Source organism: Methylosinus sp. is20ea (assembly GCF_059718135.1).
Window position 1 is genome coordinate 2,182,318 of the sequence record NZ_AP046088.1, and the last position, 24,284, is coordinate 2,206,601.

Below are 24,284 nucleotides of genomic sequence, written 5' to 3' on the forward strand. Positions count from 1 at the left end.
AAAAAAATCGCGCGCCGGAAAATGGATTTGCGCGACGAAGGCCGAAAAGGCGGCGAGTTCGATGCGTCGCGCGGGGAAGTCAGCCTAGCCGAGCTTCCCGCACGACGCCAGATCGTGAAATGAAAGTCGCGTGGCCTCTGCTCAGAAAGGCAGCGGCCCGCTCACCGTGACGCGCACCGCCGGCGGCTCCATCGGCTTGAAATGACGGCCCATCACGCCGACCGAGCAGACATTCCCCGGCGCGACGCCCGCCTTGCACAGGCCATAGAGCGGATCGGACGGAATCAGCGATCCATAGCCATAAGTGATCATGTCGGAGCGCGAATTGGTGACGTTGAACGCATCCGCCTGAATCTTCCAGCCATTGTCGAAGCGATAGCCGATTCGCAGGTTGAGCGAGCCGGTCGCCGGCGATTTGATCGCGCCGTCTTCGGTGAGCGGCCGTTGGCCGAAATAGCGATAGCGCAGCGCGCCGAACCAGCCCTTTGCCTCGCCGAGCTCGATCGCGCCGAGCGCCACTATGTTCGGCGCGTCCGGAATGTAATTGCCGGGGGCGTTGCCGACATAGGTCCCATATCCGAAAGAGCCGGGCTGCAGCAGATCGATCCAGGCCAGCGCCTGCCGCTGGTCGACGCCGCGGAAGCGCGAATGGGCGAGCGACACATTGCCGTCGAAATGCAGCCAGGGCAGCGGCGAATAGTGATTATTGATCTCGACGCCATATCGCCGGCTCGGCCGGCCGAAGGCGGTGTTGCCGGAATCGCCTTCGAACTGATTCTCCGAGTCGAAGTTCAGCCACCAGAAGGAGACCGAGGATTCGAGCCCCTCGAAGAATCGCGTGCGCGCGCCGATCTCGGCGCCGCGCGACTTCACCAGCAGGGGAATGGTCGCGACCTGGGAGCCGTCCGCCGGGCTCAGATTGGTGACGGTTCCGCGCGCGTCGGTGGAGTGGAAGCCCTCACCGAAATTCAAGAAGAATTCGGTCTTCTCGAACGGCCCCAGAATTATGCTGACCTTGGGGCTGCCGAGCGTCGCGCTCTTGGAGCCGGAGTTCCACGGTCCTGTCCAGATGGGATCGCCATTGCCGTCCTTGGGCGCGGAGAGCGGGTCCTGCACGCTGCCGACGCTCGCGCCGTAATAGTCGAAACGCACGCCCGTGACGGTGCGCAGCCAGGGGGTCCAACGGATCGCCGTGTCGGTCCACAGGCCGACGCTGCCCTCGACGACCTGGCTGTTGGAGATGGAGTCATAGGCCTGACGGCGCCATGTGTCCTGCAGGCCGACGCGGATATTGTCGTAGCGCGTCTGAAGGCCGAAGCGAGTCTCCACCGGCAGCTCGAAGAGCTCGTATTTGATCGCATGCTGCGCGTTGAGGCCGAGCACCGTGCGCCGGTCGAACTGGCGGAACTGGTCGCCGAGGTCGGGCTGCGCGAGGAAATAGGTGAAATTATTGTAGAGATCGAGCGTCGAGCGGATCGCATAGGCCTCTATGCGCGAGGCGCTGTTTCCGTCGGTCTGGCTCCAGCGCGCCGAGAGGCTGAAGCGGCTGGCGTCGCCGCCGTCGGTGCGGTCGATATTGCCCCAGAGCGGAATGACCCCGCCGTAGACGGCGCGCGAGGGGATCTGGTCGGAGGAAAACCAGCGATTGGCGTAGGCCATTGCGGTGATGGAGACGCCGTCCTCCTGCGTGCCGCGCGACCAGCGCAGCACAGAATTGATCTTGCGCACCTCGTCCGGCCGGTCCCAGGGGCCGTTGTATATGCTGGATTCGATGGCCGAGAGCAGATTGCCGCCATTCACCTCGAAGGATTTGACGCCGAGCAGCCGGCCATAGGCGAAGCTGCCGCCGGTGGCCGAGAAATAGCCCGGCTCGACCTTGTCGACATATTGCATGTCGACCGCGCCGGCGGAGGCGAAGTCGCCCTTGTCGGCGAAATAGGGGCCCTTGCGCGCCACCACCGAGCCCAGGAGCTCGGGGATCAGAAAATTCGCGTCCGCATAGCCCTGGCCATGGCCATGGGTGCGCATGTTGATCGGCATTCCGTCCAGCGTCAGCGAGAAATCCGTGCCGTGATCGAGCTGGAAGCCGCGCAGGAAATATTGGTTCGCCTTGCCCTCGCCGCTGTGCTGCGTGATGACGAGGCCGGGCGTCGCATTCTCGAGCGCCTCGGCGGGGCGCGAGAAGGGCGTCGAATTGAGCTTCTCGCCGGTGGTGATCTCCTGGCTGGACGCATCGATCGTTGCGGCGGGTTTCGCCTCGGGGGCCAGGGCGGCGGTCGAGGAGCGCCCGGCGGGTTGCTCTGCGCCGATCTCGATCTCCGGCAGCGACTCCTGAGCGACGCCCGCGCCGCTCCAGAGCGCGGCCGTCAAGGCGATAGTGGACAGTCTCGCGCTGCGTCGGCTGGTCATGCTCCCCGGCTCCGTATGTTTTTTTTCTTAGTTGATCATACAGCCGTGGTCGCGGTCAACTGGCCCCCGCGCTTTTATCGTAGCCGTTGCAATTTCGTCGCAGCGGCCTCAGGCGTGAGTGTGCCCGTGGTGGGGCTTCGGCGCGGAGGCCTCCTCGGGCGAATGCGCCTCCGCCGGCGCGACGACGAGCTGGCCATAGCGCACGCCGCGCTCGCCGATCACATGCTGGGCGAAATGCTCCACCTCGGATTTGCGGCCGCGCAGCAGCGACACCTCGAGGCAGGTCTCGGCGTCGACATGAACATGCAGCGCGGCGATGGAGAGATCGGCGTGGCTGTGATGATCATTCATCAGCCGCTTCGACAATTGCCGCGTCTCATGATCGTAGAGATAGACGAGCGCGCCGATGCAAGCGCGGTCGCGGTCGTCGACTTTCGGCTGCTTCATCAGGCCGGCGCGCACGAGATCGCGCACCGCTTCGGACCGATTCTGGTGCCCTCCGGCCTCCATATACTGGTCGAGAGCGGCCATGAGATCGTCATCGATGGTCATGGTGACACGCTGCATATCGGAACGCTCCCCCGCGTCGCGGTCCGGGCTCGGCCGCATGTCGTTGTTTTTACCCGTCCCACGCCGGCGCCGCAATCGCGCGCCGCGCCCCGGGGCGCGGTCTTGTCGATTTTCGCGACCTCGGGCATTGTGCGCGGCCCGTCCTCGAGAGTCTTTCCGTGTTTCATCGAAACACGGAAAGACTCTCGGCTTTTATTTTGACGCGTTTCCAACGCCGAACCGGAAACGCTCTAGGCTTCGCCGGAGTCCTTCGAAAATGAGCTGGTCGTTGAAATGCTTATCGATCGTCGTCGCCGCGCTGCTGGCCTTGGTCGCGCCGGCCTTCGCCCATACGGCCGATATTTCGACCGCCAAGATCATCCCCGAGAAAGAGGGAATCTATCGGGTCGACGTCGGCTTTCTGGCGACCGATCTCGAGCGCATCTTCTCGCAGACCATGGCGGAGCGCGCCGGCGTCGATATTTCGCAGCCGGGCGTGCTGGAGAGCGAGATCGGCAAGCTCATTCAGCGCCGCGTCTCGATGCATGACGCCGAGGGGCGGGCCTGCGCGGGGCGCATCGACTATTCCGGCGAGGACCCCGCCAATGCCGACAGCGCATTGGTGAAGCTGACGTTCGATTGCGCGAGCGTCCCCGGCCAGATTTTCTATGATGCGAAAAAACTGCTGGCGGCCGCGGGCTCCAAGGCCAAGCATCTCGTCACGCTGACGGGGAGCAACGCCGGCGAGACCATGCTCTATCCCGCCGATTCGCCGCTCGATCTCTCCAAGCCGTTGGAGACCGTCTGGCAGCTAATGTGGAAATTCGTGCAGGCCGGCGTCGAGCATATTCTCACCGGCTATGACCACATTTCCTTTTTGATCGCCATTCTGCTGTGGGCGACGCGCGTCTGGCCGGTGGTGAAGATCGTCACCGCCTTCACCGTCTCGCATTCGGTCACGCTGTCGCTGGCCGCGCTCGATATCGTCACGCTGCCCTCGCAATGGGTGGAGGCGGCGATCGCCGCTTCGATCATCTATGTCGCGGTCGAGAATTTCTTCTCGCGCCGCGTCGACGGACGCTGGCGCGACACGTTTTTCTTCGGCTTCATCCACGGCTTCGGCTTCGCCAGCGGCTTGAAGGAGCTCGGCGTGCCGGCGGACGCCGTGCTGCCGGCGCTCGCCTCCTTCAACATAGGCGTGGAGCTCGGCCAGGTGGCGATCGTGCTGGTCTTCGTGCCGACGCTGCTGTTCATCGACAAGCAGACCGGCGGCAAGCGCAGCCCGCAGCTCGTCTACGCGCTATCGGCGGTCATTGCGCTGCTCGGCGCCTATTGGCTGCTGGAGCGCATCGGGGCGCTCGACTTCCTGCTGGCGCATCTCGGCCATTCGGCCTGACGCGCGCTGGCGGGAGCGCGGCGGCCATGGCGGCCGCGCTCCGTTCGGGCGACGTCACCTGTCTTGTCATTTGGTGACGATGAAGGATCCGAGTATGCCGCCGAGCAGCGCGCCGATGATCACGGCCCCGATCGCCGCCGGAAAGCCGACGACGCCGGCTCCCATGACGGCGCCGAGCACGGCTCCGACTCCTCCGAAAATATAGGCGTTCCGCGACGTCATGCGGTCGACTTGGTCTTCTTCGGCCATCGTCTCTCTCCGTTGTTCTTATCGCGAGCCCTCGAGGATGGCTGGCTCCGCATGTCTCTAGCTAGCGCGCGCCCGAGGGCGGCAAGGGGCCGCCGGCGCGCGGGCGGGCGAAATCGCCGCGCGTTTCGATTAGGATGCTTCCATGACTCCCGACCAACTCGTCTCGCGCCTCCTCTATCGGGATGGGCTGATGCTCGTCGTCGACAAGCCGGCCGGCCTGCCCGTGCATCGCGGCCCCAAGGGCGGCGACAATCTCGAGGATCATTTCGACGCGCTGCGCTTCGGCCTGCCGCGCGCGCCGGCGCTCGCGCATCGGCTCGATCGCGACACCTCCGGCTGCCTCGTGCTCGGCCGTCACCGCAAGGCGCTGGAGCGGCTCGGCAAGCTCTTCCATGACGGGCGCATCAAAAAGACCTATTGGGCGATCGTCGAAGGCGCGCCGCAGGCGGAGGAGGGCCATATCGACATGGCGCTCGGCCGGCTCGATTCGACGCGCGGCTGGTGGATGCGGCCCGATCCGCTGGGCCAGCCGGCGCAGACCGATTGGCGCGTGATGGGTCGCTGCCGCGACGCGCAGGGCAATGATCTCGCCTTTGTCGAGCTGAAGCCGCAGACGGGCCGCACGCATCAGCTGCGCGTTCACGCCCAGGCGATGGGCTGGCCGATCCTCGGCGATCCGGTCTATGGCCATGGCAAGCGCGAAGGCGCGCCGCCGCTGCATCTTCACGCGCGCGAGATCGACATTCCGATGCGCGAGAACAAGGAGCGCATCGTCGTCCGCGCCCCGGCGCCGTCGCATATGCTGGAGGCGCTCGCGCTGTGCGGATGGAGTGCGGAGGAGGAATGACCGCGCCGATCCGCATCTGCTTTTTCGGCGACAGCTTCGTCAATGGAACGGGCGATGACGACGGCCTCGGCTGGGTCGGGCGGCTGGTCTCGCGCGCGCGCCGCGCGGGCCGGGACGTCACCTCCTATAATCTCGGCATTCGCCGCGACACCAGCGCCGACATCGCCGCGCGTTGGGAGGAGGAGGCGCGCCGCCGTCTGCCCGCGGGCTGCGACGCGCGTTTGCTGTTCTCCTTCGGCGCCAATGATTGCACGGAGGATGAAGCGGGCCGCGCGCGATTGCCGCTCGAGACGACTCTCGCCCATGCGGAGAAAATGCTGCGCGACGCCGCCATGCTCGCGCCGGTTCTTATGGTCGGGCCGTTTCTACCGGGCGCGCCGCGCGTCGAGGCGCGCATCGAAAGGCTCTGCGGCGAAATGCGCCGCCTCAGCGCCGGGCTGCGCATTCCCTATATCGAAGCGCGCGGCTTCATCGCGAGCTGCGCGGTGTTTCGGCGTGAGGCGGACGCCGGCGACGGCGCCCACCCCAATCGCGGCGGCTATGAAGCGCTCGCCGATTTCATCGGCGCGTCGGCGCAATGGGAGGCATGGCTGGACACGGCTCGGCTCGACACGGTTCGGCTCGACGGGCGCTCGCTCACGTCCGCCAGGGATGCGCCGGCAGATCGCTGACGCCGACGACGGCGACGCCGGAGAGCGCGACGGCGTGATCATTCTCCACCGAGCTGCCGCTCACGCCGATGGCGCCGACGAGCACGCCGTCCTCATCGACGATCGGCAGGCCGCCGGGGAAGGTGATGAGCCCGTCATTGGAATGCTCTATGCCGTAGAGCGGGCCGCCCGGCTGCGACAATTTGCCGATCTCGCCGGTCGGCATTCCGAAGAAGACGGCCGTCTTCGCCTTCTTGATCGCAATGTCGATGCTGCCGACCCAGGCGTCGTCCATGCGGTAGAAGGCTTTGAGATCGGCGCCCGAATCGACGACGGCGATGCACATTTTCGTGCCGAGCTCGGCGGCGCGCTTGCGCGCGGCGGTGATCGCGGCTTCCGCCGCGGCGATATTGACATGCATAGGGGGAGACCTCCTCGGCGAGCGAGCGCTTCGACATCACTCAAATGGCTGCGCCGAAGGCGCTTTCAAGTCCCTCACCGCTGAGCGATGGGCGCCGGCTGGGTGACGATCTCGCGCTCCGCCGGCCATTTCACGCGATAGGCGAGGCGCAACTCCTTCGTCTCGCCGGGCTTCGCGTCGAAGCTCCAGGCCATCACGCCGCGCTTGTCCGCCACCTGCTTCGCCGTGGGCGCCGTCGTCTGCGGCAGCGTCTCGATCGTGATCACCGTGCTCTCGGAGAAGGGAATCTGGTCGATCACCGTCGTCGGAACGACGAAATCATGCAGATTATGGATCGTCGTCTTGAAGTCGCGCGTCTCATATTTTGTCTGGCCGAACCAGCTCGGCTCATTCTCGACGCGTTTGACCGGCGCGCGCGCGACCTTGATCTTGTCATCGGCGCCGAAGCCGAGCTCGACCGCCTCTCCCGGCGCGACGAAGGCGATGCGGCTCTGTCCGACATGGACGCCGTCGCGCTGCACGGCGACCGGGCCGGGCAGGAGCGGCGCGTCCTCCTCATTGACGATGCGCGCTTCGAGAAAAGCCGTCGGATCGAGCGCCGGCGCGACGCGCGCGACGAGCGTCGGCTCTATGCGGCGCGAGGAGAGGATGAAGCTCTTGGTCGCGCCATCGCCGGGCGCGCCGACGCGTCCTGCGATTTTGAAGCTCGCCTGAAAAGCGTTGGATTCGAGCGCGGCCGTCTGCTGCTCCACAGGCGCAGGCTCCGGCGCCGGGGGGACAGGCGCGGCGAGGGTCGCCGACTCCTCCGGTCTGCGCATTGCGGCGCTGCGATCGAGCGCCGCCGCTGGCGCGACGGCTTTCCGCGCATAAACGACAGGCGGCTCGTAAAAGCTCACCCGCTGCGGCTGCACCTCGGGCGCCGCCGCGCCGCGATGCGCCCGCGTCGTCGAGACGGTGAGCGCGACATCGCTCCAATCCTCGCCCGTATTCTGCGTCACCGCGGCGCGGCGCGTGAGCTCGAGCTGCGGCTTGCCGTCCTTGCCGCTCGTGTCGAGCCGCGCGTCATAGGCGGGCCGCCAATAGGCGTTGGAGACGAGATAGGCGAGCGTCAATTGCAGTCTTCCGCCGCTCGCCGATTCGACGGCGATGGCTGCCTCGCGCGCCGGACGCCGCGTCGCGCGCGCGCCGCTTCCGGCTTCGAGCGCATGGATCTCGTCGTCGAGCTCCTTCGCCTTGGCGCGCGCATTGCGCAAATCTTCGCCGGTCTTCGTCAGCGCGGAGCCGATCGCGTCGAAAGCCGTGTTCCATTCGCCGATCGCCAGCGGTCGCGCCTCGGGCGCGATCTTCTCCGGGCCGGCCTGCGAATAGCGCGTGATCATGGCCTGCTTGGCGGCGAGCGCGTCGAGCGTGACCTGCAGAGTCTCGCGCGCGCCGCGCAACTGCTTCAGCTTGGATTCGATCGCCGAGTCCGGCGCATGGGTCTCGGCCGGCGCGAGGCGTGCTTCGACGGCGCCGATCGTCACGCGCCCATTGGCTTCGCCGGAGACGCGCAGCGACTCGGGGTCGAGCGAAAAGGGCAGATTTTTGAGGAGAATGGTCGAAGCGCCAGGGGAAAGATCGAGCGTCGCCCTGCGCGTCACCGTCGCGGCGTCGGGATGGACGACGACGCTGTCGATGGTCGAGACGGCCTCGACGATCGTCTCTTTCGCCTGCGCGGCGGCGAAAGCGACAGTCGATGAAATGCAGACGAGCAGTGTGACGCGAAGCCGCATGGGCCGCCTCCTCGAAGAAAAGGAGGCGCTATCGGGCCCAATGCTTATGGCCTTTTCGCGGCGGAGGCGGCGCTATTTCTCGGCCCGGCCGGCGGGCGCGGGACGGTCGGTCAGCGTGTGGAGAAAGGCGACGATGGCGTCGATCTCGCCTTCGTCGAGCCGCGGCGTCTCGCCGGGCTTTCGATCATAGGGGACTTCCTTGACATTCACATTGTCGTGGAACTTTTCCGGCAGATCGTCATATTTCGTAGTCGCGCCATCCGTCTTCGGATACCAGCGCGCAGGATCGGTGTCGCGGGTCGCATAAAAGGCGATGACGTCGCGCAGGCTCGTGAAGACGCCATTGTGCAGATAGGGGCCGGTCACGGCGATATTGCGCAGGGTCGGCGCCTTGAACTGGCCGCAGAGGCTCTCGACGTCGAAGCCCTTGGGGGCGATCTTCGCGAGGCCCTCGCGTTTGCACAGGCCGAGATCGATGTGCGCCTCGTCCTTATTGTCGGGGATCGCGAAATTGCGCGGCGCGCCGAGCGCGTCATAGCTGAAATCGGTGAACAGCCAGTCCTGCGGGCGGCGCGACTTCTCCTCGCCGACATGGCAGGCGAGGCAATTGCCCTTCTTCTTGTCCTTGAACAGCGCAAAGCCGCGCGCCTCCTCCGCCGTCAATTTCTCGCGCCCGCGCAGAACATCGTCGAATTTCGACGAGAAGGGATGAAAGCGTTCGGTGCTCTCATAGGCGGCGACGGCGCGCGCCAATTTCTCGAAGGCGGAATCGCTCTCGAAAAGCTTCTCGCCATAGACGCGTCGCGCGAGATCGGCATAGGGGCCGGTTTTGATCTTGTCGACGACGGCGGCTTTCGACGGATTGCTCATCTCGCGCGGATTGAGCAGCGGCCCCTCGACCTGCGCGACGAGATCATCCGCGCGCCCATCCCAAAATTGTCCGCCGACGGGAACCAGCTCCGTCTCGCCACTCTCTTCGTCCTTCTTCTTCATGAAATGAAAGCGCGGGCTGAAGGAGACATAAGAAAGCGTCGGCGTCTTGCGCGTCCCGAGCGCATCCGGCCGGCTGCCGCGCGCGAGCGCGGCGATCGGCGAGCCATTGTTTCCCTGAAACGCCTTGGCCGGATCATGGCAGGAGGCGCAGGAGAGGCCCGCGGGCTCGGAGAGCAGCTTGTCCTCGAAAATCTTCTTGCCCAGCAGCTCGCGCGGCGCGAGGCCGGCTTCGTCCGCCGACCGCGCGTCGGAGAGCGGCGGCGGCGCCGATTCGAGGCAGATCGCCGTCGCTGTCGCGGCGAGGAGAAAAAAGGCGACGAGCGCCGTGAGGCGCGGTCGGAACGCGAGCGCCATAAGATTCTCCAATCGAGGGAGGAACTCTCCCAATGAGCGAGGCGCGCGAAATCTAGTGAAGGAGCGACAATCCCGTCAAACTCCATAGATTGGATCGGTTCCAAACAATGCGCGTCGCCGCGTCAGCCACGCGCGCCGCGCGCCGGCTCCGGCATGGCGAGGAAGACGAGGATGAAACCGAGGCAACCGATGAAGCGAAACGCCGGTTGCTGGAAGTTCCAATCAATGGAACGCCACATTTGGAACCACTCGCCGCCGATGATCATGAAGCCCAGAAAATAGAGCGCGAAGCCGAGCGCGAGCCCGCCTATGGCGAATTCCTTGGCCGCTTCGAAGCGCGCCGCATCGCCTCGCCATGCGCCAAAAAGCCGCAGCGCGCCATAGAGGCAGAGCGCGCCATAGGCGAGCTCCGTCGCAGTGATGCCGGCATAGATCAGCCGATAGAGCGTGTCGGAGCGGATGGCGCGGCGCATCATCGCCGGGTCGGCGTTTGTCGTATCCATGGAGGCGACATGGCGCACCACCTCGAAATTCGTGTCGTAGTCGAAGATATTGTCGAAGCCGCTGGCGAGGCCCAGCAGGCCGGCGCAGAGGACGAGAAGGATTTTGGCGGCGCGCAGGATCATGGGGGCTTCCTCTCTCCTGCTGCATCTATGGCGCCGCCATGACGCCAGCGAGTAGGGAGCCGGCATGGTCACGACATTCGCGCTGATTTTTTTCGGTCTCGCCTTTCTCCTTCTTTTCGGCGGCGCGCTGATCGTCCTTTCGGACGCCGGCGCGCGGCGGGCGTTTCGCATCGCGCTCTTTCGGCGCGTCGCGCGGCTGCGTCCGCCGCGCTACGCCATTGTCGGCGACAGTCTCGCGGCGCAATGCGATTGGCAAAGCCTCGGCTCGCGGCCTTTCGACGTGCTTCGCCTCGCGCTCGGCGGCGCGACGCTGAAAGACATAGGCGCGCAGATCGTCGAGGCGCGCATGATGGGCGCATGCTGCTTCGTCATCGACGGGGGGCTCAACGATCTGCTCTTCGACGCGGCGCCGCTCGCGCAGATCGACCATGATTTCCGCGCTCTTCTCCGCCGCCTGCCGGAGGATGCGCAAGGCGTCCTCATGCTCGCGCCCCATGTCGCCGACCCTGCGCAGGCGCCGCGCATAGACGAGGCCAATCGGCTGATGCGCGCGCTCGCCGAAGCGCGCGGCCTCGCCGTCGTCGATCTGCAGGCGCGCCTCTCGGACGGCGGCGCGCGGCGGCCGGAGATGACCGACGACGGCCTGCATTTCTCCCCTCTGGCGGCGAAGCTATGGGTCGAGGCGGCAAGCCAAGGCCTTTCTCGAGAGCTCCTCTCTCGAGAGCGCCTCTCGCGCGGGGTCGCCTGAGCGCGGCGCGCCCTATGTAACGCCCCGCGGCGTCCTCCACCGGCGCTCGCGCTCACGCCACACCCGAAGGAGGTCGACACATGGGTCTCTTCAATTTCTGGAACAACTCGAAGAGCGGCGAGCCGATCGCCAAGGACGCGCCCTCGCCCAAGGGCGCGACTGAAAATGCCGCGGCTCCGCCGGAAGAATTGAAGAAGGAGATCGAGAAGAAGGGTCTCGACGCCTCCAAGATCGAAATCTCGGTCGAGGGCGACAAGGTGAAGCTCGGCGGCAAGGCGCCTTCGACCAGCGAGGCCGAGAAGATCGTGCTCGCGGTCGGCAACACCAAGGGCGTCTCGCAGGTCGAGAGCAATATCGTCGTCGGCAAGCAGGAGACGGAATCGCTCTTCTACAAGGTGCGCCAGGGGGACACGCTGTGGAAGATCGCCGAGACGCAATATGGCCACGGCAAGGGCGGTAAATTCGAGGAGATTTTCGCCGCCAATCGCCCGCTGCTCTCCGATCCCGACAAAATCTATCCCGGCCAGGTGCTGCGTATTCCCAAGATCGAAGGCGCGGCCGGTCAGGCCAGGGCGTAACGCCTTGTCGCGCGGCTTCCCGCGAGGAAGCCGCGCGTCACGCGCTGCGGCGCATCGGGAAAAAACGAAAGCAGGTGCGGGAGCAAATCCTTGAAAGCCTGCATCTTCTCCCCTCGACGACGTATTGCCTCGACGGAGAGAGCGCTACATATTCCGCGCCCCGGCCGAAGCCATATCGTCTGAGATCGAGGCGAAGCGTGAGCGTCCACACCGATCGTCATCTGCGTTTTGCGACATTGATCGCCGCGATTTCGTGGATCGCCACGATTTCGTGCGCGACGAATGCGGGCGCTGAAACGCCGCCGCCAGCGCCGAGCCCCGCCGCCGAGCTGCCGCAGCGCCGGCCCGGCTTCTGGCGGATCACCACGATCTCGCCGGAAGTAGGATTGCAGACGCATGAGGTCTGCATCGAGGTCGGCGACGGCATCCTCGGGGCCGCTCGCGAGAATTGCGCGAAGCCGACCGTCGAATCGGCTCGAGGCGAATTCATCGTCACATTTTCTTGCGACCTCGGCGGCGCGCGCGAAACGACGAGCCTCCTCATCACGGGAGATTTCACGAGCTGGTATCGCGCTCAGTCGAAAATCACGCTCACGCAAGCCGGCGGCGTCACGCGAGAACGCTCGGGCTTCACCATCGACGCGAAATTTCTCGGCCCGGAATGCCCGAAAGCGCCGGGGCGGTGATGTCGCGGGTCACTTCTTCGGTGCGAGGCCGATGATATAGGCGGAAAGCGAATCGATCTCGTCCGGCGTGAGGATGAGATTGGGCATTTGCCGATGTGAGCTGCGCAAAAAGACCTCGAGCGCGAGCTCGGTGGTCGAGGGCATGCGCGCCACATCGACGAAGCTCGGCGCCTTGGAAGCCTCGTCCTTGGCCGGCGTCTTGTCGTCTATGCGGTGGCATTCGACGCAGAGCGACACGGCGAGGCGTCGCCCCGCCGTCGGATCGGTCGATTGCGCGATGGCCGGCGCCGCCATGGCGAGCAAGCCCAAGAAAGTCGGCGTCACCAAATTCATCCCGCTCTCCCTTCAGATCGTGAAATCCCGGCGCTTGAAGATCGACACCAGCGTGATTCCTTTTTCGGCGAGCTTTTCCGCCGCACCTTCCTCGCGGTCGATGACGACCAGCGCGCGCGTCGCGCGCGCCTGCGGGTGCTCCTCCTTCATGCCGGCGATGGCCTCGATGATGGAGCCGCCCGTCGTCGCCACATCGTCCACGATCAGCGCCTCGCCGTCCTTGGGCACATAGCCGTCGATGCGCTCCCGCGCGCCATGGCCCTTGGCCTCCTTGCGCACGAAAAAGGCCTCGACCGGCGCGCCCTTGGCAAAGCTCACCGCCGCGATCGCCGCCACCATCGGCACCGCCCCCACGGCGAGCCCGCCGACGCCGGCGATCGACTGCGCCTTCATATAGTCCACGACGATGTCGGCGATGAGATGCGCGCCCTCGGGCAACATGGTCGTCTGGCGGAGCTGGAAGAGATAATTGCTCTTGCGGCCCGAGGAGAGCGTGAAATCGCCGCGCAGCAGCGAATGCGTGTCGATCAGCCGATGCAGCCGCGCCCAGCGCGGATCGGCGGGATCGAGGACGGCGTCGGGACGGGAGGGCGCGCGCGTGTCGCTCATAGGCTGTCGAAACTCCGCTGTCGATCGAAGAAAAACGCCGGGAGCCGGCTCTGGACCCTTACGCCGAGGAACTCGCGGACTTCAAGCTGGTTCCATGCCGCTGTCGGCGCCGGCGCGTCTTCGGCGTATCTTCGGCGCGTCGTCTGCGCGCGTCTCCGCGGGAAAATTCATGCGGAACAAAAAAAGAACTTGGCGACGAGAACAAATGGGATACAATCTCCCCATCGAGCTTCGTATCCGATCCCGATCCGATCATCACAAGTCTTTCGCCGCTCTCTCGCTTCCGGGCCGCATCTCGCGTTGCGCCTGCCGCCCTGCCTGTGCCAGAAGGAATCATCGCCGTGAGCCAAGCCAATCTCCGCCTCGTGGAAGGAACCTCCGTGGACAAGACCAAGGCGCTGGACGCCGCTTTGTCGCAGATCGAGCGGGCCTTCGGCAAAGGCTCGATCATGCGGCTCGGCAAGAATCAGAAGGCCGTCGAGATCGAGACGATCTCCACCGGCTCGCTCGGGCTCGACATAGCGCTCGGCGTCGGCGGCCTGCCGCGCGGCCGTGTCGTGGAGATCTACGGGCCGGAATCATCGGGCAAGACGACGCTGACGCTGCATGTGATCGCCGAGGCGCAGAAGAAGGGCGGCGTCTGCGCCTTCGTCGACGCCGAGCATGCGCTCGATCCGGTCTACGCCCGCAAGCTCGGCGTCAATCTTGAGGAATTGCTGATCTCGCAGCCCGACACGGGCGAGCAGGCGCTGGAGATCACCGACACTCTGGTGCGCTCCGGCGCGGTGGATGTGCTCGTCGTCGATTCGGTCGCCGCGCTGACGCCGCGCGCCGAGATCGAGGGCGAGATGGGCGATGTGCAGCCCGGCCTGCAGGCGCGTCTGATGAGCCAGGCGCTGCGCAAGCTCACCGCCTCCATCTCGCGCTCCAACACGCTCGTCATCTTCATCAATCAGATCCGCATGAAGATCGGCGTGATGTATGGCTCGCCGGAGACGACGACCGGCGGCAACGCCTTGAAATTCTACGCGTCCGTCCGGCTCGACATTCGCCGCATCGGCTCCATCAAGGACCGCGACGAGGTCACCGGCAACCAGACCCGCGTCAAGGTCGTCAAGAACAAGGTCGCTCCGCCTTTCAAGCAGGTCGAGTTCGACATCATGTATGGCGAGGGCATCTCCAAGGTCGGCGAGCTCGTCGATCTCGGCGTGAAGGCCGGCGTCGTCGAGAAATCCGGGGCTTGGTTCTCCTATGACAGCCAGCGTCTCGGCCAGGGCCGCGAGAACGCCAAGACCTTCCTCAGGCAGAACAAAGAGGCCGCCGAGCGGATCGAGCAGGCGATCCGCGAGAATTCCGGCCTCATCGCCGAGCGCATCCTCGACGCCGGCGGCGAGGAGGATGGCGCCGGCGCGGAGGAGTAGCGCGCCGCCGATCGAGCGTCTCGCGGCCGCGGTGTTTCACTTCGCCGGCAAATGCTCTAGAAGGGCTCGGTTCGCGCCGGGCCTTTTCCTCATCCCCTGCGACGGTTACGGCCGAGCGCGCGTTCGAGGGCATTTGAGCCGAACCAGCGGGCGACAAGAACCGATATGAGTGGCGTCAACCAGATCCGTTCGACCTTTCTCGACTATTTCTCGCGCAATGGACACGAGAAGGTCGCATCCTCGCCGCTCGTCCCGCAGAACGACCCCACGCTGATGTTCACCAACGCCGGCATGGTGCAGTTCAAGAATGTCTTCACCGGTTTCGAGAAACGCCATTACGCGCGCGCGACGACCGCGCAGAAATGCATGCGCGCCGGCGGCAAGCACAATGACCTCGACAATGTCGGCTATACGGCGCGCCATCTGACCTTTTTCGAAATGCTCGGCAATTTCTCCTTCGGCGATTATTTCAAGGAAGGCGCGATCGAGCTCGCCTGGAATCTCGTCAGCCGCGAATTGGCGCTGCCGCGCGAAAAGCTGCTCGTCACCGTCTATCACGACGACGACGAGGCCTTCGGCCTGTGGAAAAAGATCGCCGGCTTCTCCGACGACCGCATCATCCGCATTCCGACGAGCGATAATTTCTGGAGCATGGGCGATGTCGGCCCCTGCGGCCCCTGTTCGGAGATTTTCTACGACCAGGGGGAGAGCGTCGCCGGCGGCCCGCCCGGCAGCCCCGACGAGGACGGCGACCGGTTCTTAGAATTCTGGAACCTCGTCTTCATGCAATATGATCAGACGGCGCCGGGCGAGCGCGCGCCGCTGCCGCGCCCCTCGATCGACACCGGCATGGGGCTCGAGCGCATCGCAGCCCTCCTGCAGGGCGTGCATTCCGTCTTCGAGATCGACCTCTTCCGCCGCCTCATCGGCGCCGTGGCCGATGCGACCAATGTCGACTCGGCCGGCCCGCAGGCGGCGAGCCATCGCGTCATCGCCGATCATTTGCGCGCCTCCGCCTTTCTCGTCGCCGATGGCGTCACCCCCTCCAATGAGGGGCGCGGCTATGTGCTGCGCCGGATCATGCGCCGCGCCATGCGCCATGCGCAGCTGCTGGGCGCCGCCGAGCCGCTGATGCATCGCCTCGTCGGCGCGCTCGTCGCCGAAATGGGCCTCGCCTATCCCGAGCTGACCCGCGCCGAGAGCCTCATTCGCGATACGCTGCTCACCGAGGAGACGCGTTTCCGCCAGACGCTGGTCCGCGGCCTCTCCATTCTCGACGAGGAGAGCGCGTCGCTCACCGCCGGCGCGCGTTTTTCCGGCGAGACCGCCTTCAAGCTCTACGACACATACGGCTTCCCGCTCGATCTCACCGAGGATGCGTTGCGCCCGCGCGGGATCGTCGTGGACAAGGCGGCTTTCGAAACCGCGATGGAGCGCCAGCGCGCCGAGGCGCGAAAAGCCTGGGCCGGCTCCGGCGAGACGGCGACGGAGGCGGTCTGGTTCGCGCTCGAGGAGCGTCTCGGCGCGACAGAATTCCTGGGCTATGAGACGGAGAAGGCCGAGGGCCAGATCGTCGCCCTTCTGCATGAAGGAGCGGAAACGTTCCGGCTCGAGACCGGCGCGCGCGGCGCCGTGCTGCTGAATCAGACGCCCTTTTACGCCGAATCCGGCGGCCAGATCGGCGATATCGGCGTCCTGCGCGCCAAGGGCGTGCGCTTCCGCGTCACCCAGACACAAAAGAAGGTCGGCGGCCTCTTCGTCCATGAGGGCGTCGTCGAGGAGGGCGCGCTTCTTCCCGGCCTCGCGCTCGAGCTCGAGGTCGACCACGCTCGCCGCAACGCCGTGCGCGCCAATCATTCGGCGACGCATATTCTGCATGAGGCGCTGCGCCGCGTGCTCGGCGAGCATGTCGCGCAAAAAGGCTCGCTCGTCGCGCCGGACCGGCTGCGCTTCGACTTCACTCATCCCAAGCCCTTGAGCGAGGAAGAGATCGCCGCCGTCGAGCAGATCGCCAATGAGGTGGTGCAGGACAATGCGCCGGTCGAGACGCGGCTGATGGACCAGGACGAGGCCATTCGCTCCGGCGCGCGCGCGCTGTTCGGCGAGAAATATGGCGATGAGGTGCGCGTCGTCGCCATGGGCCATGCACCGGTCGACGTCGATCGCGCCTTTTCCGTCGAGCTCTGCGGCGGCACCCATGTGCGCCGCACCGGCGACATCGGCCTCATCAGCATCGTCTCGCAGGGGGCCGTCGCCTCCGGCGTGCGCCGCATCGAGGCCAAGACGGCGGAAGGCGCCCGCGCGCAACTCGTCTTGGAGTCGAAGGCGCTGCGCGAGATCGCGGCGCTCGTGCGCGCGTCTGTCGAGGACGCGCCGGCGCGGCTCGCCAGCCTCATCGAAGAGCGCAAGCATTTGGAGCGCGAGCTCGCCGACGCCAAGCGCAAGCTGGCCATGGGCGGCGGCGGCGATGGCGCGGCCGCCCCGGTGCGCGACGTCGCCGGCGTGAAGCTTTTCGCCAAAGCCGTCAGCGGCATAGACGCCAAGGATCTCAAATCCCTGGTCGACGAGGCCAAGAAGACGATCGGCTCCGGAATCGTCGCCATCGCCAACGCCTCGGCCGACGGCAAGGCGGGCGTCGTCGTCGGCGTGACCGCTGATCTGACCGCGCTCTACAATGCCGTCGATCTCGTGCGCGTCGCCAGCGAGAAGCTGGGCGGCAAGGGCGGCGGCGGCCGGCCCGATCTCGCCCAGGCCGGCGGGCCGGACGCCTCCGCGCTCGACGCCGCCCTCGCGGCGGTAGAGGAAACGCTGCGACTCAAGGCGGCCCAGTGAGCGACGACGCGCTGTCGCCGCTGTCTCGTCTTCGCCGCCGCGTTCATTTTCTTCTCGACAGCGGCGGCGTCGGCGACCGCGCGGCGCAAATCGTCCATGGCGCGCTGGTCGCGCTGGTCGTTCTCTCCGTCGGCTCGGTGATCCTCGAATCCGATCCCGACCTTGCGGCGCGCTACGGCCCGATCTTCCGCGCCGTCGAATATGTCGCCGTCGCCGCCTTCAGCGTCGAATATGCGCTGCGCATATGGAGCGCGCCGGACCACACGCTCTATGCCGCCCTGCGGCCGGCGCAGGCGCGCCTCGCCTTCCTCTTCTCGACTTCGGCGATCATCGATCTCATCGCCATCGCGCCGATCTATCTTTCGGTGTTCGTCGCGGCCGATCTGCGCATCCTCTTGTTCCTGCGCCTCGCGCGCTTCTTCAAGTTGGCGCGCTACTCGCCGGGCATTCGCTCCATCTTCGCCGTGCTGGAGGCGGAGCGAAAAGCGCTCGCCGCCTCCGGCATCGTATTGTTCGGCGTCGTGCTGTTCATGGCGACCGCCATGCATGTCGTCGAGCATGACGCGCAGCCGGAGGCCTTCCGCTCCATTCCCGCCTCCATGTGGTGGGCGATCCAGACGATCGCCACGGTCGGCTATGGCGATGTGGTGCCGCATACGTCGGCCGGGCGCGTCATAGCGGCGATCTCCATGGTCATGGGATTCGTCATGCTCGGCCTGCCGGTCGGCATCGTCGCCACCGCCTTCGCGGAGGAGATCCATCGCCGCGAATTCGTCGTCACCTGGAGCATGGTGGCCAAGGCGCCGCTGTTCGCCACGCTCGACGCCTCCACCATCGCCGAGATCATGCGCTATCTGCGCGCGCAATCGCTGCCGGCGGGCGCGCTGGTGGTGCGGCGGGGCGAGCCGGCCCATTCCATGTATTTCATCGCCGCCGGCGAGGTGGAGGTGGAGCTGCCGAGCGGCCCCGTGCGGCTCGGCGAGGGGCAGTTCTTCGGCGAGATCGCGCTGCTGCGCAAGACGCGCCGCACCGCCAATGTGCGCGCGGCGACGCCGATCAAGCTGCTGATCCTCGACGCTTTCGACCTGCATGTTTTCACGCAGCGCAATCCGGAGATCGGACGCCATATAGAAGCCGTCGCGGCGAGCCGGTCCGAATTTCGTCCCACGGCCCGCGAGGGCGATCTGACCCAGGCCGAGATCGACGCGCGCGACATTTCGCCGCGCGAGGTCGCCCCCTGAAAAAACGGGAGCGCGAGGCTTACATCGAGAAGAGGTTTCGGGTCGAGCACAGGAGCGAGCGCCCATGCATGAGAAAATTCTCATTCCCCTGGATTTGACCGAACCGGAGCTGACGCGTCTCGCGCTGGACGAGGCGCTTTCCTTCGCCAGAGGCGCGGCTCAGCCGAAACTGCGCCTCGTCAATGTGCAATCGCTGGTTCCCGTCGCCTTCATCGACTATATCCCGCCGAATTTCGACGAGGAGCTGCGCACCTCGGCCGAGCAGGAGCTCGCCGATGTCGCGGCCAAGCTCGATTATCCGAAGACTCTGGTGACCACGGCGGTGCGCTTCGGCGCGATCTATCCCGAGGTGCTCGCCGAGGCGGAGGAGTGGGGCGCCGATCTCATCGTGCTCGGCTCGCATCGGCCGGCGATGTCGACCTATCTGCTCGGCTCCAACGCCAAGACGATCGTGCGCCATGCCAAATGCTCGGTGCTGGTGGTGCGCCACTGAGCGCGGCGCGGGGCCCTAGCGCTCAGTCTTTTCGCTCGTCTCAGTCTTTTCGCTCGTCTTTGGCGCGCAGGCGTTCCCTCACGCATTCGCGCAAAAAGGCGCGCAGGCTCGTCCGCTCGACGCCTCGCGCCGTCGCTTCCTGTCGGCATTGCTGGCGCTCGACCCGCGTCGAGACGCGGCCGAAATAGCATCGCCCCAAAAAGCTCTCGCGTTCGGGCCCGGCGAGGCCGCGCTCATTGGCGCGCCCCTGGCAGGCGTGGCGGATGCGTCGCGCCTCGAATTTGGTCAGCCGCTTGCGCGCCGGCGCGGGCTCATGCGCCGATTTGCCGATCACCGGCGGGGCGGCGGGCGCGGGCTCGAGCGCCGGCGGCTTGTCATTGTTGCCGGCGGCGAAGGCCGGCTGCGCCAGAGTCGTGACCAAGAGGGCGCAGACCAAGAGGGCGCAGACCGGAAGCCCCGAGCGGCCGACTGCGGCGTGGCGGGCTGGGCGGGCGCTCGGGGCGGCCGAAACAGGTTTCATGTCTTGTCTCGCGGCGAAGGGCGGAAATTGGCGGGTGTCTGCGACGAGAAGCTCGGAGGGAGGGGGCTTCGGCGATTGCGCGCATTCGCCACTAGCCGTTCCGGTCGGGGCGCACGCCACGGCGGCGGAACAGGTCATGGACCCCGAGTACGTCCCGTGGCAGCACACGGTCCGCGATGCGCCGCTGCTCGTCGGAGAGCGAGGCGTAGAAGCTCGTCTCGGCGTCGGCGAGGGCGCGCAGAGTCTCCACATGCCGGCTCAGCCGGTCGGCGCGGGCGCGCAGCGGCGCGCCGGGATCGCGCGGAACATTGTCGCGATTGCGGTCGATCGCCGCGGCGACAATGGCGGCGTCGCGCTCCCGAACCACGACATGCAATTGCTGCTCGAAGGTCGAGAACAGCCGCTCCTGCTCGCCCGAGAGGCGCAGGGCGAGCCGCCATTCGTCGATATGGGTCTCGAGCGCGCTGCGCCGGGCGATGAAGGGATTTTCCGCCACGCGATTGAACGGCTCGGCGACCGGCGCGTCGGCGATGACGCAGGCGAGAAGGCTCATCGCCAGGGCAATTGCGAAGCGCAGCAACATCGTCGTCGAACCCCGATGGAAACTCCGCCCGCGTTCCTACGCCGCCTTTGAGACGGAACCATGGCCGCAGGCGCAATCTCGTCCCTCGCCGCCGCCGAGGCAAGCCCGTTAACGACGATTCCGGCTCCCGCGTTAACGAATGCGCTCCGGCCGAGCAGAAGCGCTCGCTCGGGCGGGCGTCTGCGCAGCCGGCCAACCGCTAGAAAATCACGTCGTTTCAGCCTATTACGGAAAATACCGTAAAATTCCGCCTATTTCGGTCACGACTTGGTATACTTACGAAAAATTCCGCCAAATCTAAATGCATTGGCTGAAAAACTGAGCTTTCGACTTACCGAGCGGGCAAAATAATAAATCTATTCTCGTCTCCACATTCGGGAGACGACGAAGATGTTGCGTAGAGTGGCGAGACTGACGATGAGCGCGGCGTTGGCCGGCGCGATCTCCTTGTGGGGAACGGCGTCCGGCCGGGCGGCCTCCGAGCCGCTGCTGCATGCCGCTCTCGGGCCGGAGACGAGCGTCCCTTACGGATGGCTGGATTTTTGTCATCGCTATCGCGGGGAATGCGACATCGACGCCTCGGCGCCGCGCGACATCGATCTCACCGCCAAAGCCTATAAGGACATTCAGCGCGTCAACGCCCATGTCAATCATGCGATCGAGCCCGTCTCCGACATGGAGCATTGGGGCGTCGTCGATCGCTGGGACTACTCCACCGACGGCAAGGGCGATTGCGAGGACTATGCGCTGATGAAGCGGCGCATGCTGATCGAGCTCGGCTATCCGCGCGCCGCGCTGCTGATGACGGTGGTGAAGGAGAAGAACGGCGACGGTCATGCGATCTTGACCATCAAGACCAATCGCGGCGAATTCGTTCTCGACAATATGAACGACGCCGTGCGGCCCTGGACCAACACGCCCTATCGTTTCGTCAAGCGGCAGTCGCAGCTCGACCAGAATGTCTGGATCGCGATCGACGATCCGAACGCCCCGCTCTTCGCGGCGCGCTGAGGCGAGGTTCGGCGCGCCCTTCGGCAGGGCGCGCCGCGGCGTTCAGATCGGCTCCAGCCCTTTGGCGTAACGCTCGGCGTTCTCGACATAATGTCTCGCCGATTCGAGATTGCGCGCCAGCGCGCCCTCGTCGAGCGTGCGCACGACGCGCGCCGGCGCGCCGACGATCAGCGAATTGTCGGGAAATTCCTTGTTCTCGGTGACCAGCGAATTGGCCCCGACGAGGCAGTTGCGGCCGATTTTCGCGCCATTGAGGATGGTCGCGCCCATGCCGATGAGGCTGGCCTCGCCGATGAGGCAGCTGTGCAGAATGACGCCATGGCCGATGGTGCAATCGGCGCCGATGGTCAGCGGAAAGCCCATATCGGTGTGGAGAATGCTGTTCTCCTGAATATTGCTGCGCGCGCCCACGATGATCCATTCATTGTCGCCGCGCAGCACGCAGCCGAACCAGATATTGGCGTCCTCGTCCAGCTGCACGCGGCCGATGACATGGGCGTTCGGCGCGACAAAGAAGCGGCCGGAGGCCGGCAGGCGCGGCGCGACGCCGTCGATTTTATAGAGGGGCATGGTCCTCGTCTCCCGCGCCCTTTTCTGCGGGCGGCCTCGGATCGAGGCGCGCAGGGGCTTCGCCGGCTTTCTAGTGTCTTTGGCGGGAAGAGGAAACCGCGAGCGGAGACGTCAGAGCGTTTCCAGCCGAAGTGGACACCGGTTCGGCGTCGGAAACGCGTCAAAACAAAAGCCGAGAGTCCTTCCGTGTTTCAATGAAACACGGAAGGACTCTCGGCCCGTTCGAAGTCGCGCTGCGGGGCGTGCATCGGCGGAAAAAGGGTCCGCCCAAATCGAAAGGCGCGCGAAGACCGCGCGCCCTCCTCTCGTCTGCGGATTTTTGGCGTCCTCAGTCCTCGCCGCGGAGGCGCTTGGCGACGCCGCTGACCTGGATGATGGCGGGATTGGCAGGAGGAGCGGCGGAATCGATGACGAGAAACAATTCTTTCCCCCGTTCGATCGCGATGATGTCGGCCTGCACGTTGGAGAAGCCCTTGAAGACCTGGGTCAGATCCAGAGCGCCGTTGCAATCGCTCGCCAGCGAATACACGCCGGCGAACGGCCCGGTGATCGGGTCGCCATTGATTCTGCCGGTCACATTGGCGCTGAATTTGCCTGCGCCGTCGAAAGTGACGGAGGCGATCAGATTGAGTTTCCGCTCGGGAAGGCTGGGAACTTGCATGACGCCGTCCAGCTTGACGGCGTAAGCGCCGCGCAGGCTCGAGAGCGAGCAGCCATGCGTTTGGCCGGCGTTCGCATCGGGCGCGAACCCCAGGCCGAAGGCGGCCAGGGCCAAGAGGGACAAGCGGGACGCAAACCCTTTGCTCATCGAACGCATATTGACCTCCATTATTATCGATTGTGTGGAAAACGCTGGTAACTGGGCGTCGCCGACGCCGCATTCGAACCGGAATCCGGCTCGGGCGTGACTGTCCGTCATTCTCATGTCGTGACAATGGCGCCGGCTCGCGCCGCGCATAGGAGCGCGCGGCTGCAGCGATCCGATGACAGCCGCGCCGTCGCGCCGCGCTTTTGGATGCGATCCCTCGAGAGCCGGCGCGAAGCCGGCCGGAATCGGCTAAGCTCGGCCCATCGTCCCTCGCTCCCCTTTCCCGAGAGTCATGCGTCTCTTCCTCATCGCTCTGGTGCTGGCGCTGCTCGTCGCGGGGGCCAATCGCCTGCTGAGAAAAACCGACGAAGCCGAGCCGACGATCGTCGCCGCCAGCCTCGGCGGCGCGCGCTTCGCCTATGCGCCCGCCTTTGCGCGCGACGAATCGACGCGCTATGGCGGCGCGCTCGAGCGTCTCTCCTTTCTCGCCGTTCTCCCGGATTTCGCCCCGCCGCAAAAGCCCTCCGCCGATCCGCGGCGACGCGCCTCCGAGGAGCTCGACCCGATGCGCGTCTTCATCACGCTCGGGCCGCGCGACGAGGCGCTCGATCCAGCCGAGCGGCCGTCGCGTCTCTATGCGCGCTTTCTGGAGAGCGAGGTCTGGGGCGGTCCGGGCGGGCTGGTGATGCGGCGCTTCGAGCCGGGATCGCCCTATGAGCTCGAGCAGCTCTATCTCGCGCCGCCCGACGGCCGGGAGTTCTTCGCGCGCTGCCCGCGACGCGACGCGGGGTTTCTCGGCTCGGCTCCCTGCCTATGGGCGCTGCGCTGGAAGAATCTGGACGTCGAGGCGCGTTTTTCCGCTTCGCTGCTGCGCGATTGGGAGGAGCTCGCGCGGGGGGTGCGCGCCTTTCTGGTCTCGATCGACGCAGATCGGCCGCGGCCGCGTTGAGCGGCCTCGAGTCTTTTGTTTCGACGCGCTTCCAACGCCGAACCGGCGTTCACTTCGGCTGGAAACGCTCCAGACGCGGTCAGAAATCGTCGAGATCGAAGTCCAATATGGCGACCTGCAGCGTATAGCTCTGCTGCTTGGGATCGTCGGCGGAGATGACGCCGAGGAAATCCTCGCCGCAATTGAGCTCGACCGAATCGGTCTTGCGGCCGCGCGGAGCGATCGTCAGCCTGTCGTTCTCGAACAGCTTGCGCAGATAGGATTGCAGCGTCTCGCGGCCGACGGGCAGCTTCATCGCGAAGGCGAAGGAGCGGTCGCCGTCCTCGTCGTCGACGGAGATGGAGGCGATCTTGCGCTCGCCGAGGTGAACCGCTGCATCGTCGGGGTTCTTGGGATCCGCGGTCACGCGAATCTCCTCATTGCCGAGCGATCGGCGCAAGAAGGCCTGCAGCTTACGCAGCTCGATCTTGTCCAATTTCCGGTTTCTCCCGCTTCTCGCGCCTCTTGCCGGGCGCCTCGCCATCGTCTCGCGACCCGCAGCCTGTGCCATGAATCGCGACCGCGCCGCAAGAGGCGGTCTGGCTCTCTCCACTCTCGGAAGCGCGAGCTGGGCGCGTCGCGCAGGGTTTCGCTCGA

At 65.8% G+C, this 24,284-nt stretch carries 26 protein-coding genes; 12 read left to right on the forward strand and 14 right to left on the reverse strand.

What is annotated here, in order from left to right:
- Positions 1-141 precede the first annotated feature (141 nt).
- Both AC6IY7_RS09945 and nikR read right to left on the reverse strand, forming a co-directional pair.
- Positions 142-2,409 carry a TonB-dependent receptor gene (locus AC6IY7_RS09945; protein ID WP_497778797.1) on the reverse strand — a complete coding sequence of 756 codons (2,268 nt, stop codon included), beginning with the start codon at positions 2,407-2,409 and terminating at the stop codon, positions 142-144.
- A 108-nt stretch (positions 2,410-2,517) separates the two neighbouring features.
- Entirely contained in the window at positions 2,518-2,976 is a 459-nt protein-coding gene (gene nikR / locus AC6IY7_RS09950; protein ID WP_497778798.1) for a nickel-responsive transcriptional regulator NikR, read from the reverse strand.
- Positions 2,977-3,235: 259 nt separating this feature from the next.
- Here nikR and AC6IY7_RS09955 point away from each other — a divergent pair, with 259 nt between their 5' ends.
- Positions 3,236-4,354, forward strand: coding sequence for a HupE/UreJ family protein (locus tag AC6IY7_RS09955; RefSeq protein WP_497778799.1), 1,119 nt, complete (start codon positions 3,236-3,238; stop codon positions 4,352-4,354).
- Between the two features lie 66 nt (positions 4,355-4,420).
- Here AC6IY7_RS09955 and AC6IY7_RS09960 read toward each other — a convergent pair whose 3' ends face one another.
- Positions 4,421-4,603, reverse strand: coding sequence for a hypothetical protein (locus AC6IY7_RS09960; RefSeq protein ID WP_497778800.1), 183 nt, complete (start codon positions 4,601-4,603; stop codon positions 4,421-4,423).
- Between the two features lie 142 nt (positions 4,604-4,745).
- Between AC6IY7_RS09960 and AC6IY7_RS09965 the strand changes: the two genes are divergently transcribed.
- Together AC6IY7_RS09965 and AC6IY7_RS09970 are read left to right on the forward strand one after the other, a co-directional pair.
- On the forward strand, positions 4,746-5,450 hold the full coding sequence (locus tag AC6IY7_RS09965; RefSeq protein WP_497778801.1) for an RluA family pseudouridine synthase: 705 nt from the start codon (positions 4,746-4,748) through the stop codon (positions 5,448-5,450).
- The gene (locus AC6IY7_RS09970; protein WP_497778802.1) at positions 5,447-6,121 is read left to right on the forward strand and encodes a GDSL-type esterase/lipase family protein; all 675 of its coding nucleotides are present in this window, start codon (positions 5,447-5,449) and stop codon (positions 6,119-6,121) included. The genes AC6IY7_RS09965 and AC6IY7_RS09970 overlap by 4 nt, the downstream gene beginning before the upstream one ends.
- Here the strand turns inward: AC6IY7_RS09970 and AC6IY7_RS09975 are convergent.
- From AC6IY7_RS09975 to AC6IY7_RS09990, 4 genes are all read right to left on the reverse strand, one after another.
- Positions 6,087-6,521, reverse strand: coding sequence for a GlcG/HbpS family heme-binding protein (locus AC6IY7_RS09975; RefSeq protein ID WP_497778803.1), 435 nt, complete (start codon positions 6,519-6,521; stop codon positions 6,087-6,089). The two genes, AC6IY7_RS09970 and AC6IY7_RS09975, sit on opposite strands and share 35 nt — an antisense overlap.
- A 74-nt stretch (positions 6,522-6,595) precedes the next feature.
- On the reverse strand, positions 6,596-8,293 hold the full coding sequence (locus tag AC6IY7_RS09980) for a mucoidy inhibitor MuiA family protein (RefSeq protein ID WP_497778804.1): 1,698 nt from the start codon (positions 8,291-8,293) through the stop codon (positions 6,596-6,598).
- A 72-nt stretch (positions 8,294-8,365) separates the two neighbouring features.
- Positions 8,366-9,640, reverse strand: coding sequence for a cytochrome-c peroxidase (locus AC6IY7_RS09985; protein ID WP_497778805.1), 1,275 nt, complete (start codon positions 9,638-9,640; stop codon positions 8,366-8,368).
- 122 nt (positions 9,641-9,762) lie between these two features.
- The gene (locus AC6IY7_RS09990) at positions 9,763-10,266 is read right to left on the reverse strand and encodes a DUF2165 family protein (protein ID WP_497778806.1); all 504 of its coding nucleotides are present in this window, start codon (positions 10,264-10,266) and stop codon (positions 9,763-9,765) included.
- Between the two features lie 64 nt (positions 10,267-10,330).
- Here AC6IY7_RS09990 and AC6IY7_RS09995 point away from each other — a divergent pair, with 64 nt between their 5' ends.
- The 3 genes from AC6IY7_RS09995 to AC6IY7_RS10005 all read left to right on the forward strand — a co-directional run bounded on the left by AC6IY7_RS09995 (position 10,331) and on the right by AC6IY7_RS10005 (position 12,278).
- Positions 10,331-11,014 (forward strand): SGNH/GDSL hydrolase family protein, encoded by a 684-nt coding sequence (locus tag AC6IY7_RS09995; protein WP_497778807.1) that lies wholly within the window; start codon positions 10,331-10,333, stop codon positions 11,012-11,014.
- Between the two features lie 80 nt (positions 11,015-11,094).
- On the forward strand, positions 11,095-11,592 hold the full coding sequence (gene lysM, locus AC6IY7_RS10000; RefSeq protein ID WP_497778808.1) for a peptidoglycan-binding protein LysM: 498 nt from the start codon (positions 11,095-11,097) through the stop codon (positions 11,590-11,592).
- 74 nt (positions 11,593-11,666) lie between these two features.
- Positions 11,667-12,278, forward strand: coding sequence for a DUF3617 domain-containing protein (locus tag AC6IY7_RS10005; protein ID WP_497778809.1), 612 nt, complete (start codon positions 11,667-11,669; stop codon positions 12,276-12,278).
- A 9-nt stretch (positions 12,279-12,287) separates the two neighbouring features.
- Here AC6IY7_RS10005 and AC6IY7_RS10010 read toward each other — a convergent pair whose 3' ends face one another.
- Both AC6IY7_RS10010 and pyrE read right to left on the reverse strand, forming a co-directional pair.
- Positions 12,288-12,611, reverse strand: a complete 324-nt coding sequence (locus AC6IY7_RS10010; protein ID WP_497778810.1) for a c-type cytochrome — start codon at positions 12,609-12,611, stop codon at positions 12,288-12,290.
- Positions 12,612-12,623: 12 nt separating this feature from the next.
- Complete coding sequence (gene pyrE / locus AC6IY7_RS10015) at positions 12,624-13,220, reverse strand: orotate phosphoribosyltransferase (protein ID WP_497778811.1); 597 nt, start codon at positions 13,218-13,220, stop codon at positions 12,624-12,626.
- A 341-nt stretch (positions 13,221-13,561) separates the two neighbouring features.
- Between pyrE and recA the strand changes: the two genes are divergently transcribed.
- From recA to AC6IY7_RS10035, 4 genes are all read left to right on the forward strand, one after another.
- Positions 13,562-14,641: a recombinase RecA gene (gene recA, locus AC6IY7_RS10020; RefSeq protein ID WP_196408478.1), complete on the forward strand. Its 1,080-nt coding sequence runs from the start codon at positions 13,562-13,564 to the stop codon at positions 14,639-14,641.
- A 165-nt stretch (positions 14,642-14,806) separates the two neighbouring features.
- A complete protein-coding gene (gene alaS, locus AC6IY7_RS10025; protein WP_497778812.1) occupies positions 14,807-17,473 on the forward strand; it encodes an alanine--tRNA ligase in 2,667 nt (888 codons plus the stop codon).
- Positions 17,470-18,714 carry a cyclic nucleotide-gated ion channel gene (locus AC6IY7_RS10030; protein WP_497778813.1) on the forward strand — a complete coding sequence of 415 codons (1,245 nt, stop codon included), beginning with the start codon at positions 17,470-17,472 and terminating at the stop codon, positions 18,712-18,714. The genes alaS and AC6IY7_RS10030 overlap by 4 nt, the downstream gene beginning before the upstream one ends.
- Positions 18,715-18,778: 64 nt before the next feature.
- A complete protein-coding gene (locus AC6IY7_RS10035; RefSeq protein ID WP_497778814.1) occupies positions 18,779-19,207 on the forward strand; it encodes a universal stress protein in 429 nt (142 codons plus the stop codon).
- A 40-nt stretch (positions 19,208-19,247) separates the two neighbouring features.
- On the opposite strand, the gene AC6IY7_RS10040 is transcribed toward AC6IY7_RS10035, so the two are convergent.
- Both AC6IY7_RS10040 and AC6IY7_RS10045 read right to left on the reverse strand, forming a co-directional pair.
- Positions 19,248-19,727: a hypothetical protein gene (locus AC6IY7_RS10040; RefSeq protein ID WP_497778815.1), complete on the reverse strand. Its 480-nt coding sequence runs from the start codon at positions 19,725-19,727 to the stop codon at positions 19,248-19,250.
- 91 nt (positions 19,728-19,818) lie between these two features.
- Positions 19,819-20,310, reverse strand: a complete 492-nt coding sequence (locus AC6IY7_RS10045) for a Spy/CpxP family protein refolding chaperone (RefSeq protein WP_497778816.1) — start codon at positions 20,308-20,310, stop codon at positions 19,819-19,821.
- 417 nt (positions 20,311-20,727) lie between these two features.
- On the opposite strand from AC6IY7_RS10045, the gene AC6IY7_RS10050 reads away from it, so the two are divergent.
- On the forward strand, positions 20,728-21,321 hold the full coding sequence (locus AC6IY7_RS10050; protein WP_497778817.1) for a transglutaminase-like cysteine peptidase: 594 nt from the start codon (positions 20,728-20,730) through the stop codon (positions 21,319-21,321).
- Positions 21,322-21,363: 42 nt separating this feature from the next.
- Here the strand turns inward: AC6IY7_RS10050 and AC6IY7_RS10055 are convergent, their stop codons facing one another.
- Positions 21,364-21,891: a gamma carbonic anhydrase family protein gene (locus AC6IY7_RS10055; protein ID WP_497778818.1), complete on the reverse strand. Its 528-nt coding sequence runs from the start codon at positions 21,889-21,891 to the stop codon at positions 21,364-21,366.
- A gap of 328 nt (positions 21,892-22,219) precedes the next feature.
- Positions 22,220-22,816 (reverse strand): hypothetical protein, encoded by a 597-nt coding sequence (locus tag AC6IY7_RS10060; protein ID WP_497778819.1) that lies wholly within the window; start codon positions 22,814-22,816, stop codon positions 22,220-22,222.
- A gap of 175 nt (positions 22,817-22,991) precedes the next feature.
- On the opposite strand from AC6IY7_RS10060, the gene AC6IY7_RS10065 reads away from it, so the two are divergent.
- On the forward strand, positions 22,992-23,648 hold the full coding sequence (locus AC6IY7_RS10065; RefSeq protein ID WP_497778820.1) for a hypothetical protein: 657 nt from the start codon (positions 22,992-22,994) through the stop codon (positions 23,646-23,648).
- Between the two features lie 79 nt (positions 23,649-23,727).
- On the opposite strand, the gene AC6IY7_RS10070 is transcribed toward AC6IY7_RS10065, so the two are convergent.
- Positions 23,728-24,123 (reverse strand): DUF3126 family protein, encoded by a 396-nt coding sequence (locus AC6IY7_RS10070; protein ID WP_497778821.1) that lies wholly within the window; start codon positions 24,121-24,123, stop codon positions 23,728-23,730.
- Positions 24,124-24,284 lie beyond the last annotated feature (161 nt).